Origin of the sequence: Clostridium kluyveri, assembly GCF_001902295.1 — a bacterium.
Lineage (GTDB): Bacteria > Bacillota > Clostridia > Clostridiales > Clostridiaceae > Clostridium_B > Clostridium_B kluyveri_B.
Genome location: NZ_CP018335.1, coordinates 3,554,374 through 3,569,628, shown reverse-complemented (window position 1 = coordinate 3,569,628; position 15,255 = coordinate 3,554,374). Strand labels below are relative to the sequence as shown.

The following is a 15,255-nucleotide window of genomic DNA, read 5'->3' as shown; positions in this document are numbered from 1 at the left end:
TACATGGTATAATGATTTTTGTTTCATAAATGTTGACCAAGCAGTATAAGTATTAAGTATATAAATTTAAAATTTTACATAGGTATGTGTATATACTTATAGTACTTGGACATACATTTTAAGAAAGTATATATTATAAAAATATATATTATATATATTTAATAATCTTTTATTAAATAAAGATAAAGAATTTTAATTAAAATTCACTTAATCGAGGAGGGTATTACAATATGAGTAAAAAAGGTACGAAGGCACTTGCAAGTGCTGCACTTATGTCTTTAGTTTTAACTACAGCTTTATCAGCTGGTCCGGTTAAAGCAGCAGCAGGAGAAGTAACAAGGACAAGTGGTGCTGACAGATATGCAACAGCTGCCCAGGTGGCTAAGTCAAACTGGACAACTACTGATAATGTAGTATTAGTATCAGGAGAAGGATATGCAGATTCAGTAAGTGCTTCTGCATTGGCTAAAAAATTGGATGCACCAATACTTTTAACTACACCAGACACACTTAGTTCAGATGCAGAAAGTGCAATAGAACAATTAAAGCCAAAGAACATATATGTTATCGGCGGAAATGCATCAATTTCACAGAGCATAAGGAATAACTTGAAAACCGATTATAATCTGGTAGAGCTTGGTGGAGCCAACAGATATGAAACTAACGTAGCAGTAGCTGAAAAGTTAGTTGAATTAGGTGTTAGTGCCAGTGAGGTATTGGTAGTTGGAGGAGAAGGATTCTCAGATGCACTATCAGTAGCACCGGTAGCAGCAGCAAAAGGACAGATATTATTACTTGCAAACAATAATCAAAGTTCAATTCAATCAGTTATTGATTTTGTAAAAGACAAGGGATCAAAGGTTACAGTGGTTGGAACTAAAAATGTTATAAATGATACCATCTACAGTGCTCTTGGTGCTAGTACCAGAGTAGATGGAGGAACAGATAGATTTGCAACCAATATAAATGTATTAAAAGAATTTAAAGATAGCTTGAAAAATGATAAATTATATGTGGCAAATGCAAGTGCTGCTACACCAGATAACCTATATGCAGATGCTTTAGTTGCATCAGCATTAGCGGGAAAATATACTGCACCGCTTGTATTAGTTGACAAAGATGAATCAGATGCAACAGATAATGCTGTAGATTATATAAAAGATAATGCTACAACTAGTACTGATTTAAATGTAATAGGTGGAACTGGGGTTGTTTCAGATAGTATAGTTAAGGCAATTAATGATGCTGTTAATCCAGATAATCCTGACAATGATGCAGAAGTTAGTTCAATTAGTGCTGTTAATTTGAATCAAATTAAAGTTGTATTTAGCGATGAAGTTGACGAGGATACAGCAGAAGAAGTAGGCAGCTATAAAGTTGACGGAACAGCATTGGTAGAGCAGGGAGATACTTACGATGAAAATGGTGATGGAGACAGAGAAGCAAAAGCTGTACTTCAGGATGATAATAAAACTGTACTTATAACTCTTGCTAAACCAAGAAAACAATCTGATGATGTAGATATAACAGTTAAAAAAGGTATACTTTCAGCAGATAAATCTAAAAGTATTTCTGAGTTTACTCAATCTGTAACTTTCAGTGATACTACTACACCTACAATTGAATCAGTAAAGGTAAGAGGTAACAGTAAGATAACTGTTAAATTCTCAGAGCCGCTTAATTTAAAAACTATAAGTTCCTTAAAGAGCAAGTTTAAAATAGATGGACAAAATATAAGCAGTATGGGACTAGATGAAAGTAATTCAGAGATCAAGGATCCTGTTATAGGAAATAATGGAGAGATATGGTCTGATGAAGTTGAGTTCTATTTTAGTTCAGAACTTGAAGCAGGAAACAGAACTTTAAAAATATCAGATGGAGATGACAAGTCAGGAAGTGAAACTGGATTGTTGTCAGATGCTGCTGGATTCCCATTTAAAGAATCTACTGAAGATTTTAATGTAGATGAAGTGACTGGAGAACCTGAAATAGTTAGTATAAAAGCAGAAGATAGTGGAAAAGTGTATGTTAATTTTGACAGACCAATGGATGAAAAAACTGCTACAAAATTAGCAAATTATAAAATAAATGGTGATCTTGTTAGTGATGAATCTAATGCAAAGATTGAGCTTAAGGAAGATGACAGTCAGGTTAAAATAACTGGAGTATCAGGATTACTTAACAAGAATTCAAATACATTATATGTTGATGATAATGTAAAAGATGCTTATGGTAATAATGTGGCAGAGGACACTTATGAATCTTTTGATTTAGAAGAAGATGATACTAAGCCAACAGTAAGTTCTGTTTATGTACTTGATGATGATACCATAAGGGTTAGATTCAGTAAAGATGTAAATGCAGTAGAAGCAACAGATACATCAAATTACAAAATAAAAGATAGCAGCGGAACAGACATAAGCGAAACTATAGAGGATATAACCATTCCAGGAAAATCAGGAGACCCTGACGAGGATGATTCAACTGATGTAGTTGATATAAATTTTGAAGATGATTTAACTGAATCCAGTTATACAATAACAATTAAAAATATAACAGATATGACATCCAGTGAAAATGAAATGGATGAATATACTGAAACAATTGATGGAGCAGAAGATATAGTACCTAAAGTAGATTCTGTAACAAAAGGAGCTAGTGATCAAAAAGTTGTTGTTCAATTCAGCAAGGAAATGGATGCAAGCTCTATTCAGGAACTTTCAAACTACAAATACAGAAATGGTAACGGAGATTTAAAGGCACTTCCAAGTGATACTGAAATTGAAGCAAGTTCTGATAATAAGAGTGCAATAATTGAATTTCCATCAAATTATACAGTAAGAACAGGTGCAGACGAAGATGATGGCTATGGAGACAATGATGTTATAGAAATAGATGTCTTAACAGGAGTAGAAGATACAGAGGGAAATGCACTAGAAATATCTATAGCTAAAGCTATAGAAGAAGCAACAGATGTGACAGCAGTGAAAGCTAATTCAGTTAAAGTTTACTATGATGAAGATGATAAGGATGAATTAAGAGTTAGCTTTAAATGCACAAAATCTATAGATGAGTTTAATGCTAGTGATTTTGCCCTTAATGGTGTGAAACCAGACACACAAACTAGGGATGGCGAATTATTAATTTTGATATATAATACAGATGAAAGTATTCAAGCTGTTAAAGCGGGCGGAGTTAATGCTAAATTAACTATAAGAACCAACGATGGTAAAACAGCCGAATCTACAACTGATGTGTCGGGTAAACCTATAGCTGTAGAAGTAGATTCTGAGGGAAATGCAATAGCAGGAACCATAACTCCATATTCCTATCAGGCAGGACCTAGACTTGTTTCAGAACCAGAAGATGCATGGACTGCAACAGTAAATAATACTGAAGCACTTGTTAATATAGTATTTGATACTCCAATTTACAAGACTAGTGTTAATCCAGATGATTTTACTTTCAAAGTTGGAGGAAAAACTATAGATGCAGATGATGTTGATATTTCTGCAAATGATCCTAAAACTGTAGTCTTTAAATTTACAGATTCAGATAGTATAAAACAATTTAAGAATAATTCAACAGTTAAGATATCAGTTGACAAAAATAAAGCTACAGAGATTACTACTGAAAAAGACAGAGATGGTGAATATGCTCACTATGTTCCGGATGATGATGATGTTGCAGATGATGCTGTAACTATAGATATAGGTGCTGTTGATGATAATAATGATACGACAGCTCCAACACTTACTGAAACAACAGCAACAGGAGTAGTAGGTACTGCAATTGATTTAACTCAATATTTTAATGATAATGTAACTGCTTCAAATGCTCTTACTTATAAAGTAAATGGAACTGCAATAAGTGGAACTGGTTATACTCCAACTGCAGCAGGAACGTTTAAAGTAACAGCTACAGATGCAGCAGGAAACACTTCAGGAGAACTTACAATTACTGTGACAGGAGAGACAGATGCATTTATTACTGGAGCAGAATATTCAGAGGAATTACTGTCAAGTAATTTATATGTAACAGTGACAGATGCTTCAAAAGTTACTGGTGTAACAGTTAATGGTACCGCTTTAGTATTAGATGAGAGATATGCAATAGAAGATGGAAAGGTAAAAATAACATTTCCTCAAGGTACAGCGAAAAGTGCAATTGGAACAGTTGTTATAAAGACTGCAGATGGAGATCATATACTTGATGCTGATATAATACAATAGTAAAGTTTTTACATTTATAAATTCTATATTTAGTTCCCTTTGCTTGGTCAAGGGGAACTAAGTATTAAGTTTATGGGAGGGGTTATCATAAAGAATAAACTATTGTCGGTATTTTTATCTGTCATTGTGCTAAGTTTAAGTGGAAATGCTTTGGTATATGCAGCTAATGGCGAAGTTTATGATTTGACTACTCAAAGTATGAAGTATACCCTGGAGGACTTAACAAGTTTAAAAATTCAAATGTATGTTGGATTACATTCATCTAATTATGGATATGAATATGATGGTCATGTTTATAGTCTTAATGATGTGAACAAAGTATATGTTACTGAAAGAAAGTCAGGTAATAAAAATTTATCTGTGATTTTTGGGAAAGTTAAATCTGATTGTAAACCTGCTTTTACACCTAATAGCTTTTTTATTAAAAGTATTGAGTATGTGGACGAAACGTTTTCATCAAATTTATATGTAGAAGTATCAGATTCGGAAAAGGTTACAGGAGTGACAGTAGATGGAGTGCAGCTTCAGTTAGATGATAGGTATTCAATTGAAAATGATAAAATTAAGATAACGTTTGAAAAGGGTACAGCTAAGGACAACCTAGGAGAAGTTTTAATCAATAGCTCTTCAAAGAGTTATAAGATAGAATTAGGAAGTGATGGAAATTTCAAAGCAATGGACTTAACAGATTTTGATGTAGAGGATATATATTAAAGATTAAATATTTGGCTGTTTTATCTGCAACGGCTGTTGCTACTTTGTTAGGTAGTATTCCAGTTTCAGCAGCGGATGGCGAAGTATATGATTTAGCAACTAGAACTGTAAAATATACACTAAGTGATCTTATGAGCTTAAGGAATCAATTAGATGCTGGATTACATTCATCTCAATATGGTTATGAATATAACGGCAATGTATATGCTCTTGATGATGTAAATGAAATTTATTCGGCAAATCCAGAAGGTGATTTAGATTCAATTTTAAGTCAAGTTGAGGATACTGTTACACCAGCCTTTGAGGCAGGCGAAACAACAACAGTTAAAGTTGATTCAGTAAGTGCTATTAATGCTACAACTGTAAGAGTTGAATTGGAAACAGCTCCAACAACAGATCTAACAACAGGAGACTTTACAGTTAAAGTAGATGGAGTGGCAGTAGCTGTATCAGCAGTAACTAAGACTCCAAATACAACTAAATCTTATGATTTAACAATAGCTACATTAGCTAATAAAGAAGGTTCTTTAGAAGTTAATGGTAAAGCAGCTACAATAGATGGGTCAGACTTTGGATATGATTTCGAAGCTCCAACAGTTTCAAGTGTAACTGCAGTAGATAATAAACACGTATTATTCACTTTCAGTGAAAAAGTTGATAAAGTAGCTTTAGAAGGAGCATTAGTTACAGATTTATTTGATGTAGAAAAAGTAAATGATTCAGTAACTGATTATGTGCCTACTTTAGCTAAAGTACAAGCCGATGGTAAAAGTGTCTTAGTTACTTTGAATACAGCAATGATTAATTTCAACAGTGGTTATATAGCAACTGCTAAAGTAAATGCTGGATTAAAGGATATAAAAGGACAACAGTTATCAGCAGAAACAAAAATTATATTTGATGGAAGTGGTGCTACAGCAACAACAGGCCCAGTTGCATTAGGCGCAGTATATACACCTTCAACTTCGTCAAAAATAGTTGTTAAATTTGATAAAGATATAAGTGCAACAATCGATAAATCTAAGATAACTGTAGGTGGAGCAGCTCTTGCGTTAGCAGATACTGTTTCAAGAACAGGAACAGCTGAACTTACTATAACATTATCATCATCAAGTAAAACTGCTTATGATACAGCAGCAAGCAAAGATGTAGTATTTGCTGAAGGTGCTGTAAAAGATACTGAATTAACTCCAAATAATATGGCAGCTACAACTATAACACCAGTATCAGCTGCTAAGTTAACAGCAGCAATTTATGATGAAGCTTCAAATAAACTTACTTTAACATTTGATAAAGCAATAAATATAGCAACTATAGATTTAACTGCAATTACTCTTAATGGAGAACCTTTAGTAGGATCAACTTCAACAGTAAATATCTTGACACAAACAGCTAATAGTGCTACTTTAGAATTTACTTTAAGTGATGCTACAGACTTAATAAATGTTGAAGGAGCAGCAAAAGCTTCAAGAGCTTTAGTGTTAGGAGCAGGGTTAGGAGCAGGATTTGCTAAAGACGTAAATGGTAACACAGTAGCAGATGCAACTTATACGTCAGTATTAAATTATACAGATGACGTGACAGCACCAGTAATAAGTGGAGTAACATATAATGCTACAACAAACAAATTAGTTATTACTGCAAATGAAGATGTTACAGTTGGAGATATAACAAAGCTTGCTGTTTATGAAGGAACAACAGAATTATTTAAGTTGAATGCAGCAACTGTTACTTTTGAAGATGGATCACCAGATGTTTTAGCTAATACAGATGCTTCAGTAGATAAAAAATATGTTCTTACTCTATCAGGCGGAGCATTAACATCAATAGAAGCATCAGCAGTTAATAAATCTAATTTAGCACTTAACATTTCAAAAGCTGGCACAGGAGCTACAGAAGCAGGATTTGTTGATATAGCAGGTAATAAGATAGCAACTGACGCTGATGTATCAATAGCTATTGCTTATACAGATCAGGATGCTGTCACAATGACAGGAGCAACTCAATCAGGTGTTGCAGCTAATCAAGTTAAACTTACATTCAATAAATCATTAGCAGCAGCAGACTTAGTTACAAGTAAATTTACTGTTGCTAAAAAGGATAATGCTGCAGTTACAGTTCCGGTAACAGCAGTAGCTTCATATGATGACAATAAAACTGTAATACTTACAATAGATAAGGATAGTGCAAACTATGTAAATGGATATGAATATGCTGTATCAACAACAGCAAAAGATATCTATGGAAATCCATATCAAGCACCAGCTGATATTACTGGACCAGATACAGATATAGACAATGACTTTACTTTAGATACAACTGTTACAGGAACAGCTTATGCTTTAACAGGAGTATCTTATGCAGATACAAACTCTGATTATACTGCAAATGCTGGAGATAAAATAACCCTAACATTTAACGGAGCAGTATCTCTATCAGGAGATGTTACAGTTGAGGACTTTGAACTTTCAGCAGGAAATCTTGGAAGTAACTTTACAGTTGCTCAAGGTTCATCACCAGAAAAACTAGTTATTACATTAGGAACAGGAGCTAGCTTCGATCTTGGAACAGATACACTTGATATAACAGGTGATGCTACAAAGAAACATATAGTAGGAGCTAATGGAGTTAAAGTTGATGCAGCTGGTGGAGGTATAACTATAGCTAAACCAGATGCAGTTAAGCCATATATAACTAAAGCAGTTTATAATGATGCTAATGGAAGTGGTGCATTAAACGCAGGAGATACATTAACTCTTACATTCAGTGAGGCAGTGAATATTGATGCAGAAGATATACAAGCGGCAACAGCAGCACCAGATAATGACTTAATACTAAGTGCTGGAAGTTTAGTTCTTGATGGAACACAAGTTTCATCAGATGGAAATACTGTTACTATAGGAATTAAAACAGTAACAACTCCTATAGTGCCAGGAACAACAACTATCAAGGGAGATGGAGATGGCACTAATAATAATGCTATTTTTGATAAATGGGGACTTAACTTTGATGCAACAGCTTCAGCAGTTATTATAGAAAAATCAGATACAACAGCACCAGCATTCTCAAATGTTAAGATCGTTAAGGGTGATGGAAATACTGGTTCAGTACTACAAGAAGGAGATAAAGTTGTATTTGATGTAAGTGAAGCAATCCAAAAAGAAACAGGAATCAATTTAGAAGCACTTACATTATATGAAGGAGATACTGCAATAAAATATGCAACTGATAATTCTGGACTTGGATTTGGTGGAGATGGCTCTGGTGGAGTCACAGGAAATGTAATGATAGATAACTCTGCTAAGACTGTTACTATAACTATAGCTGCAGATGACGGATGGGTAGGTGCAGATGTAAATTCAATAAGTTCATTCAACATTAAGACATTAGGAAATGCTACTTTCACTGATGCTAATGGAAATGAAATACAAACAGCTTCTGGATTTGGTTTATCAGTAACTAAATAGTAATTTTGTAGCAACTCTAAGAAAATTCTCGCTAAGAGACTAGAGCCTTATGTAAAAAAATATAAACATTAAAAAGTGAGGGGGAAGAGAAACCTTCCTTCTCCAATTTTAATAAATGAACGGAAACAAATGCATTCCCAAAATTAATCATATCGAAACCTTCCCAAAATAGTCAGGTCACATTCTGGCTGAAAAACTGAATAAATCATGTCAAAAGACTATTGGATAGAACATTATTTTATCTAATGGTCTTTCATTATTGTTTTTCTTTAATTATAAGGTAAAGTTAATATGAAATCATTATGGGGTTAGAGGTAACATAGGGGTAACATGGATTATGATAATAGGTATGGTTATTTAACAATCATAAGGGTAGTTAGTAACATTTTCTCTTTACATCCAACAATGAGCTTATAATGAAGATATTTCGAATGGATGACCGTTATCTAAATGCATTTCAAAAATAAATCATATCAAAATCTTTAAAAAAATAGTCAGGTTGTATTTGGATTGAAAAACAAAATAATCCAATTATCTTTAAAGGGTACTGTTCTATTTTTCTGAGTTAATATAAGAATTATAAATTGAATAGTATAGAAGATAATAATATAATTTAATTATGTGAAAAACATAGGAGGTAAAGCAGATGAAGAAAAAGACAAAAATAATAGCTGCAGTAGTGCTAGTAATGATAGTGGCTATTGGTGGATATTATTGTTATGAAAAATATAGCCTTAATAAAAGAATACAAACATCTAATAAGATAATGCAGGATAAAGGTGTACAGCAGAATAATATAGATAAGGCTATATTAGATGAAATATTTAAAAATGATAGTGATTTAGAATATGCATACATAAGTCATAATGATGAAACTATAATGTTAAACTTAAAGCTTAAAAAAGGAATACAGGATAAAGACAAGTATTCAAAAATAAGTAAATATATGGACAAACTTAGAGCACAGTATAAAGGGAAGAATATAAATGCCACAGTAATTCCTAATGAGTAAGAAAAAATGATAAGGAATAATAACTATGACATATAAATTAGAGGAGGTAATATAAGTGAAGAAACAAACCAAGTTGCTAATAGTAGTACTATTAGCTGTGCTTTTAATAGGATTATGTTATGGATATAAAAGATATAAACAACAAAATTCAAATGATGTAACAAAAAACAATCAGATTAAATCAAATCAAACAAGTAAAAATTCGATAGATGAGAAATCCAAAAAAACTGTTATAGATAAAGTTACTAAAGCGGAACATAGTAAAAGTGAAACTGATATAACATCTGCTAAAAAAGCTGTTGAAACATTACCAGAAGGAAACGATAAACAGGCTTTAGCTAAAAGAATAAATGCTATAACTGTTAACGAAAGTAACAGTGGTGATTTTATTGTTAGTGCACAATATTCTGAAGAATTATTTTCCAGTAATTTATATGTGACCACAAAAGATTCATCAAAAATTAAAGGTGTTACCGTAAATGGAGATAAGTTAAAATTAGATGATAGATATATAATAGAAAATGGAAAAGTAAAAATAGTATTTAAAAAAGGAACTCCAAAAGATTCAATAGGAAAAGTTATCATAAATACAGAAGCATCAGATTATGAAGTTAAAGCGGATGTAATAAAATAGAATTTCTAATTAAAATATTATTTAAGATATGCTTCCTTTTAACAAGGGGTTAAAAGTATTCAAAATAGTAGATCTAAAAATATAAAATTCACTATAATTTGGAGGTAAATATGAGTAATATATCTAAAAAAATAAATACTAAGTTATCATTAGATAAAAAAGATGAATCTATAATATCAGATACTCAAAAAGAGATACTTCAGGAGGAAATTGAAGAATTATTGCCTATAGAAAAAGATGATGTAAATATATCCACAATTTATGTATTTGAACAGTCAGAAGAACTGGAAGCTAAAGTATATTTTAGAAATGGATTATCACAAAACATAAATTTTGAATATGTCCCCTTGATCTTATTAAATTCTGAGGATGAGGAAATTGGAAGGAATGTCTTTGATTTAAGAGAAATGGGAGACTTGCCTTCTTGTACTGCTAGACCCTGGAAGATTTATTTCAAGAAATCGGAAATCCACATGGATAAATTTACACCAAATAAATGCAGGGTAATTTTTGATAGAGCATTAAAGGCCGTAAATTATGCAAATATAGAATATGAAAAAATTCTAGAGGAACTTATAAAATTCAAACCTCGCTTTGAAAGCTTTTTACAGGAGCTGCCTAAAATTGAAAAAGGACAATTGGCTATTTCAACTTTTAATATATCGCTTAATGTTAATAGTAATATATATGTAACTTTAGTTATAAGGAATTCTTCAGATAAGAGTATAAAAGTAGAGCAGATTCCTGTGACTTTGAAAGATGAGGATGACAATATTATAGTCAGTGGAAAGTTTAATTTGAAGGAATTTATTATAAAACCTATAAAAGCAAGAATTTGCAATCTGAGTTTTGAAGTAGATTTAACACCAGAAAAAACGGAGAATTTTTCAAACAAATGGAAAGTAATATTTGAGTAAATTTCAATACTAATATCACATAATTTTCCCATGAATCCTATTCTATTATGCTATAATATAGCTAAATATTAAAGGGGAGGATTCTTTGTGAAACTAAAACATATTTTTCTAGTATCTATAATTTGTATTTTAGTATATGGTATTCCCGTTAAGGCCTTTGACTATGACATAAAATATATGGATACTAAATCCAACATAGCGCAGAATAAAAGCTGGACAATAAAATTTAATAAGGAATTGAATGTAAGTACTGTTACAGAACAAAATATACAGGTGCTGGACAGTGAAGAGCAGATGGTTCCAATTACATTGTCCTTGAGCAGTGATAACCTGTCTATAACTCTATTACCTGATTCAAATTATGAAAAGGGGAAAACCTATACCCTGTGTATAAAAAAATCAGTGACAAGTAAAGATGGCTGCCAGCTTCCAAAAGAAGTTAGAATGGAATTTACCATTACAAACCCGGATCTTGTGGAAACAGTGAACAAAATGGATAATATTGAAGCTGCAGTTAAAACTCAGCCAGAAAAAAATCTGGTGGCGGATGTAAAGTCCGTACTTATAAAAAAGATGAATGACCCTTCTAAAGATATAGATACTTCATCTCTTAAATCTCAGTACGATAATCTTTCAGAAACAGAAAAGTTGGATCTTCAAATGGTTTTCTTAAGTAATTTTTCCTTAGATACATTATCAGAAATAATGGCTTTGTTTGAATGAGTTAAAGTAGGGTAAGGAGGGCTTTTATTGAATTGTAAATACATAAAAAATATACTTGGGATTTTTATATTGTTTTTTGTTTTGGCATTTCCTGTACAGGTACAAGCTGTAAAGGGAGAAAATCTTATTAATGAGAGTTATGAAACTGTTAACAGGGAGCTTCCTAAAGGTGCCAGAGTAAGCTATGATGGAACTGCGGTTGAACCTTCCTATGGAGCTTCAGCCAGTAGCTCTACAGATAATATTTCTGATTTGAAGGATATAATAGAAAGTAAAATGTATAATAGAACTACACAATTTTCTGTTTACTATGATGGAGATACTTCGGACTTAGGGTCGGAAATAATATCTGCAATTTCTGATATCTTAAATGGAGATGATTATTTATATTATTCCTATACAGGATATAAAATTAGCATCAGTGGATATGAAAATGATGTTACTATAGATTTTAGATTTGGCTACCTTACCACAAAATCGCAGGAAAATTTTGTGGATTCAAAAGTTACCAGTATACTTGGAGAAATAATTGATTCCAGTATGAACAGCCATAAAAAGGAAAAAGCCATTCATGATTATATTGTTAAGAATGTGGAATATGATACATCCCTTGAAAGATATAGTGCCTACAATGCATTAAGTGAAGGTAAAACCGTGTGTCAGGGATATGCGCTCCTGGCCTATAAAATGTTAACCGAGGCAGGGGTGGAAAGTAAAATTATTGCAGGAAGTGCAGGCAGCGGTTCTGACTCAGAGGGACATGCCTGGAATTTTGTTAAGTTGGATGGAAAGTGGTACCATCTGGACTGTACCTGGGATGATCCTATACCTGATGTTAAAGGCAGGGTCTTATATGACTATTACAACTTGACAGACAGTCAGATATCACAGGATCATAACTGGGATACTTCTGCTTATCCCGCTGCTGTCACAGTTTACAAGTATCCTTCAGAGGGTGTCACTATTGACTTTTCAAAGTATAAAAAATGGGGTAATCAATCCAATATATCAAAGAATAAAATGTGGAGTATAAAATTTACCAAACCTTTTGATGCATCTACGGTAAACAGCAATAATGTATTAGTGTATGAGGAGTACGATGATCTTTTGTACCCTGTAGAAGATATAGAAGTCACCTATAATAATGACAAGGATACAGTGTATGTCAAGCCATCAGGAGAATATGATGGGGGAAAAACTTATTATTTGGTTATAACACAAAATGTTTTATCTGAAGATGGAAAAGCCATTCCAAAACCTATTGTACTTATTTTTAAAATACAGGGGTAATTTTATTAGGCAGAAAAGGCGTGTTAAAAACGCCTTTTTTAAGATCTTGAAAAGGTAAGGAGAATGTAGAGGCTGGGCAATTACTAAATAGAAAATGATTAGTGAAATTAATTGTCAAATTGGATATAATATATATGGAGAAAATATCAAGTATTATTGATTCCAATAGGGCAAAACGAGTATTAAATGATACAGAGGAGGTATTTTATGGATATGAGTAGAGTTGATGGAATTCATTTCTTACTACTATCTGCAATTGATTATGATATGGATATAGAACCTCAACCATTTACTATGGATGAATATGAAGAACCAGCAGGTTTAGTAGAAGAAATTCTAAAGACAGGAATTGAGTTAGAATTACCACAAGCAAGTTAGAACAGTGTTATATATAGTCTTAATTATACTTACTTCTGACATTATTGCAATGATAAATTTTTGCAATGTCGGGAGACGACTTTTTGCTTCTATACAAGAGATTTGAAAATGGTAAAATAATATTAAGAGAATAAATACAGAGGTGAACTGAAATGAAGAGAATACCTTATGGCATTTCTAACTTTGAGGTTTTAAGAGAAAAAGACTATCTTTATGTGGATAAAACGTATTATATAGAGCTTTTAGATATATATGCACCGTACCAATTTTTTATAAGACCCAGAAGGTTTGGTAAAAGTTTGTTTATATCCATGCTGGAGAATTATTATGATATAAACAAAAAGGATAAATTTGAAAAGTTATTTGGTGATTTATATATAGGTAAAAATCCTACAGAAGAGAGAAACAGTTTTCTTGTCTGGAAAATCAGCTTTGCTGGTGTAGATACAGGTCGGGGAGAAGAGGAATTAAGAAAAAGCTTTAATGAGAAGATCATTTTATCTGTAGAAAAATTTATGAATCATTATTCAAATTTATTAAAAGATAAAGTTATTTCTAAAGAAATAAAAAGTGCGGAAATAGCAGTACAATATATATCACTTTTAGCTAGTAAAATAGATAAAAGTGTGCTTCTCTTAATAGATGAATATGATAACTTTGCAAATGAACTAATAACTGGAGGAAAACAAAGTACTTATAACAGCATACTTCATGGCGAAGGCTTTGTAAAAGTTTTTTATAAAGCTGTAAAAGATGCTACTATGGATAATTTTAACAGAATATTTATGACTGGAGTAAGTCCTATAATGTTAGATGATTTGACTAGTGGCTTTAATATAACAAGAAACTACACTTTAGATGAAAAACTGAATGCTATGCTTGGGTTTACAAGAAAAGAACTATTGTGGATTATGGATGAAGTTAATATAAAAGATGCGGAACTTAGAAAAAAAATCTGTGAGGATATGATTATCTATTACGATGGGTATAAATTCAATAAAAGAAGCCATACTGTTTTTAATCCGGATATGTCAATGTATTTTTTAGATAATTATCTGGCATATAATGAATATCCAGAGGAAATGATAGACAATAATGTAAAGACAGATTACGGTAAAGTCAATCAACTGGCACGTAATTTTAATGACAGAGAAGCTTTAGAAGAAATAATGTCCCTAGGTGAAACATCTACAATTCTTGTAGACAGATTTAATATTCATACTATGTATAGTGTGAAAGAGAATTTTAAGTCACTGCTTTTTTATCTTGGAATGCTTACTATAAAAGAAGCAGGACCTCTTGGAACTGTGCTAAAGGTACCTAATTACGTTATAAAAACTATTTATTGGGAGCAGCATTTTCAAAAAATCAATGAAGATTATAATATTGAAATTCAAAAGATTAGAATTGCGGTAAATGAAATGCGAATGTACGGCAATATAGAGCCTTTAATAGAGCTTTTAAAAGATATATTAGAATATTTTTCCAACAGGGATCTTATACAGATGGACGAGAAAAATGTAAAGATGATGTTTCTTACCCTATTAGGTGTGGATGGAACCTATTTTATAAAAAGTGAAGATGAAAACAATAAAGGTTATGTAGATTTAATGCTTAAAAGAAAAATCCAGTTTAAAGACATAACTAAATTTCAATGGATTATGGAATTGAAGTATGTAAAAGAAAGTGACAGGGATACATTAGATAAAGTAAAAGAGCAGGGATTAAAACAACTTCAATTATATGGAGAAAGTAAAATGGTGCAGGAAGAGCTGGAAAAAGAGGAATTAAAGAAAATATTAATTATAGTTGTAGGAAAAAAGGACATTTATACTGTAAATTTAATCTAATTTTTTGAAAAATATTTGTGCAGGGTTAATAGATTTTG

The 15,255-nt window shown here is 32.0% G+C and carries 10 protein-coding genes; all 10 read left to right on the top strand.

The genetic code is table 11. The features are described 5' to 3' along the window. The first annotated feature begins 230 nt into the window (after nt 1–230). Nucleotides 231–4,232, top strand: coding sequence for a cell wall-binding repeat-containing protein (locus BS101_RS17215; RefSeq protein ID WP_073539943.1), 4,002 nt, complete (start codon nt 231–233; stop codon nt 4,230–4,232). 102 nt (nt 4,233–4,334) lie between these two features. Continuing rightward, nucleotides 4,335–4,946 (top strand): hypothetical protein, encoded by a 612-nt coding sequence (locus BS101_RS17210; protein WP_207649436.1) that lies wholly within the window; start codon nt 4,335–4,337, stop codon nt 4,944–4,946. Between the two features lie 11 nt (nt 4,947–4,957). Next, a complete protein-coding gene (locus BS101_RS17205; RefSeq protein ID WP_073539941.1) occupies nt 4,958–8,413 on the top strand; it encodes a beta strand repeat-containing protein in 3,456 nt (1,151 codons plus the stop codon). 646 nt (nt 8,414–9,059) lie between these two features. Next, nucleotides 9,060–9,425 carry a hypothetical protein gene (locus BS101_RS17200; RefSeq protein ID WP_073539940.1) on the top strand — a complete coding sequence of 122 codons (366 nt, stop codon included), beginning with the start codon at nt 9,060–9,062 and terminating at the stop codon, nt 9,423–9,425. Between the two features lie 55 nt (nt 9,426–9,480). Further along, nucleotides 9,481–10,059 (top strand): hypothetical protein, encoded by a 579-nt coding sequence (locus BS101_RS17195; protein WP_073539939.1) that lies wholly within the window; start codon nt 9,481–9,483, stop codon nt 10,057–10,059. Nucleotides 10,060–10,169: 110 nt separating this feature from the next. Further along, complete coding sequence (locus BS101_RS17190) at nt 10,170–10,976, top strand: SLAP domain-containing protein (RefSeq protein ID WP_073539938.1); 807 nt, start codon at nt 10,170–10,172, stop codon at nt 10,974–10,976. 87 nt (nt 10,977–11,063) lie between these two features. Continuing rightward, nucleotides 11,064–11,699 (top strand): Ig-like domain-containing protein, encoded by a 636-nt coding sequence (locus BS101_RS17185; RefSeq protein ID WP_073539937.1) that lies wholly within the window; start codon nt 11,064–11,066, stop codon nt 11,697–11,699. Nucleotides 11,700–11,726: 27 nt separating this feature from the next. Next, entirely contained in the window at nt 11,727–12,989 is a 1,263-nt protein-coding gene (locus tag BS101_RS17180; RefSeq protein WP_073539936.1) for an Ig-like domain-containing protein, read from the top strand. A gap of 207 nt (nt 12,990–13,196) precedes the next feature. Then, nucleotides 13,197–13,367 (top strand): hypothetical protein, encoded by a 171-nt coding sequence (locus BS101_RS22940; RefSeq protein WP_156876075.1) that lies wholly within the window; start codon nt 13,197–13,199, stop codon nt 13,365–13,367. Nucleotides 13,368–13,519: 152 nt separating this feature from the next. After that, nucleotides 13,520–15,217: an ATP-binding protein gene (locus BS101_RS17175; protein ID WP_073539935.1), complete on the top strand. Its 1,698-nt coding sequence runs from the start codon at nt 13,520–13,522 to the stop codon at nt 15,215–15,217. Nucleotides 15,218–15,255 lie beyond the last annotated feature (38 nt).

Bases quoted from the DNA above. Each gene is read 5' to 3' on its own strand.
- BS101_RS17215 (WP_073539943.1), top strand. From the start codon at position 231: ATGAGTAAAAAAGGTACGAAGGCACTTGCAAGTGCTGCACTTATGTCT.
- BS101_RS17200 (WP_073539940.1), top strand. From the start codon at position 9,060: ATGAAGAAAAAGACAAAAATAATAGCTGCAGTAGTGCTAGTAATGATA.
- BS101_RS17190 (WP_073539938.1), top strand. From the start codon at position 10,170: ATGAGTAATATATCTAAAAAAATAAATACTAAGTTATCATTAGATAAA.
- BS101_RS22940 (WP_156876075.1), top strand. From the start codon at position 13,197: ATGGATATGAGTAGAGTTGATGGAATTCATTTCTTACTACTATCTGCA.
- BS101_RS17175 (WP_073539935.1), top strand. From the start codon at position 13,520: ATGAAGAGAATACCTTATGGCATTTCTAACTTTGAGGTTTTAAGAGAA.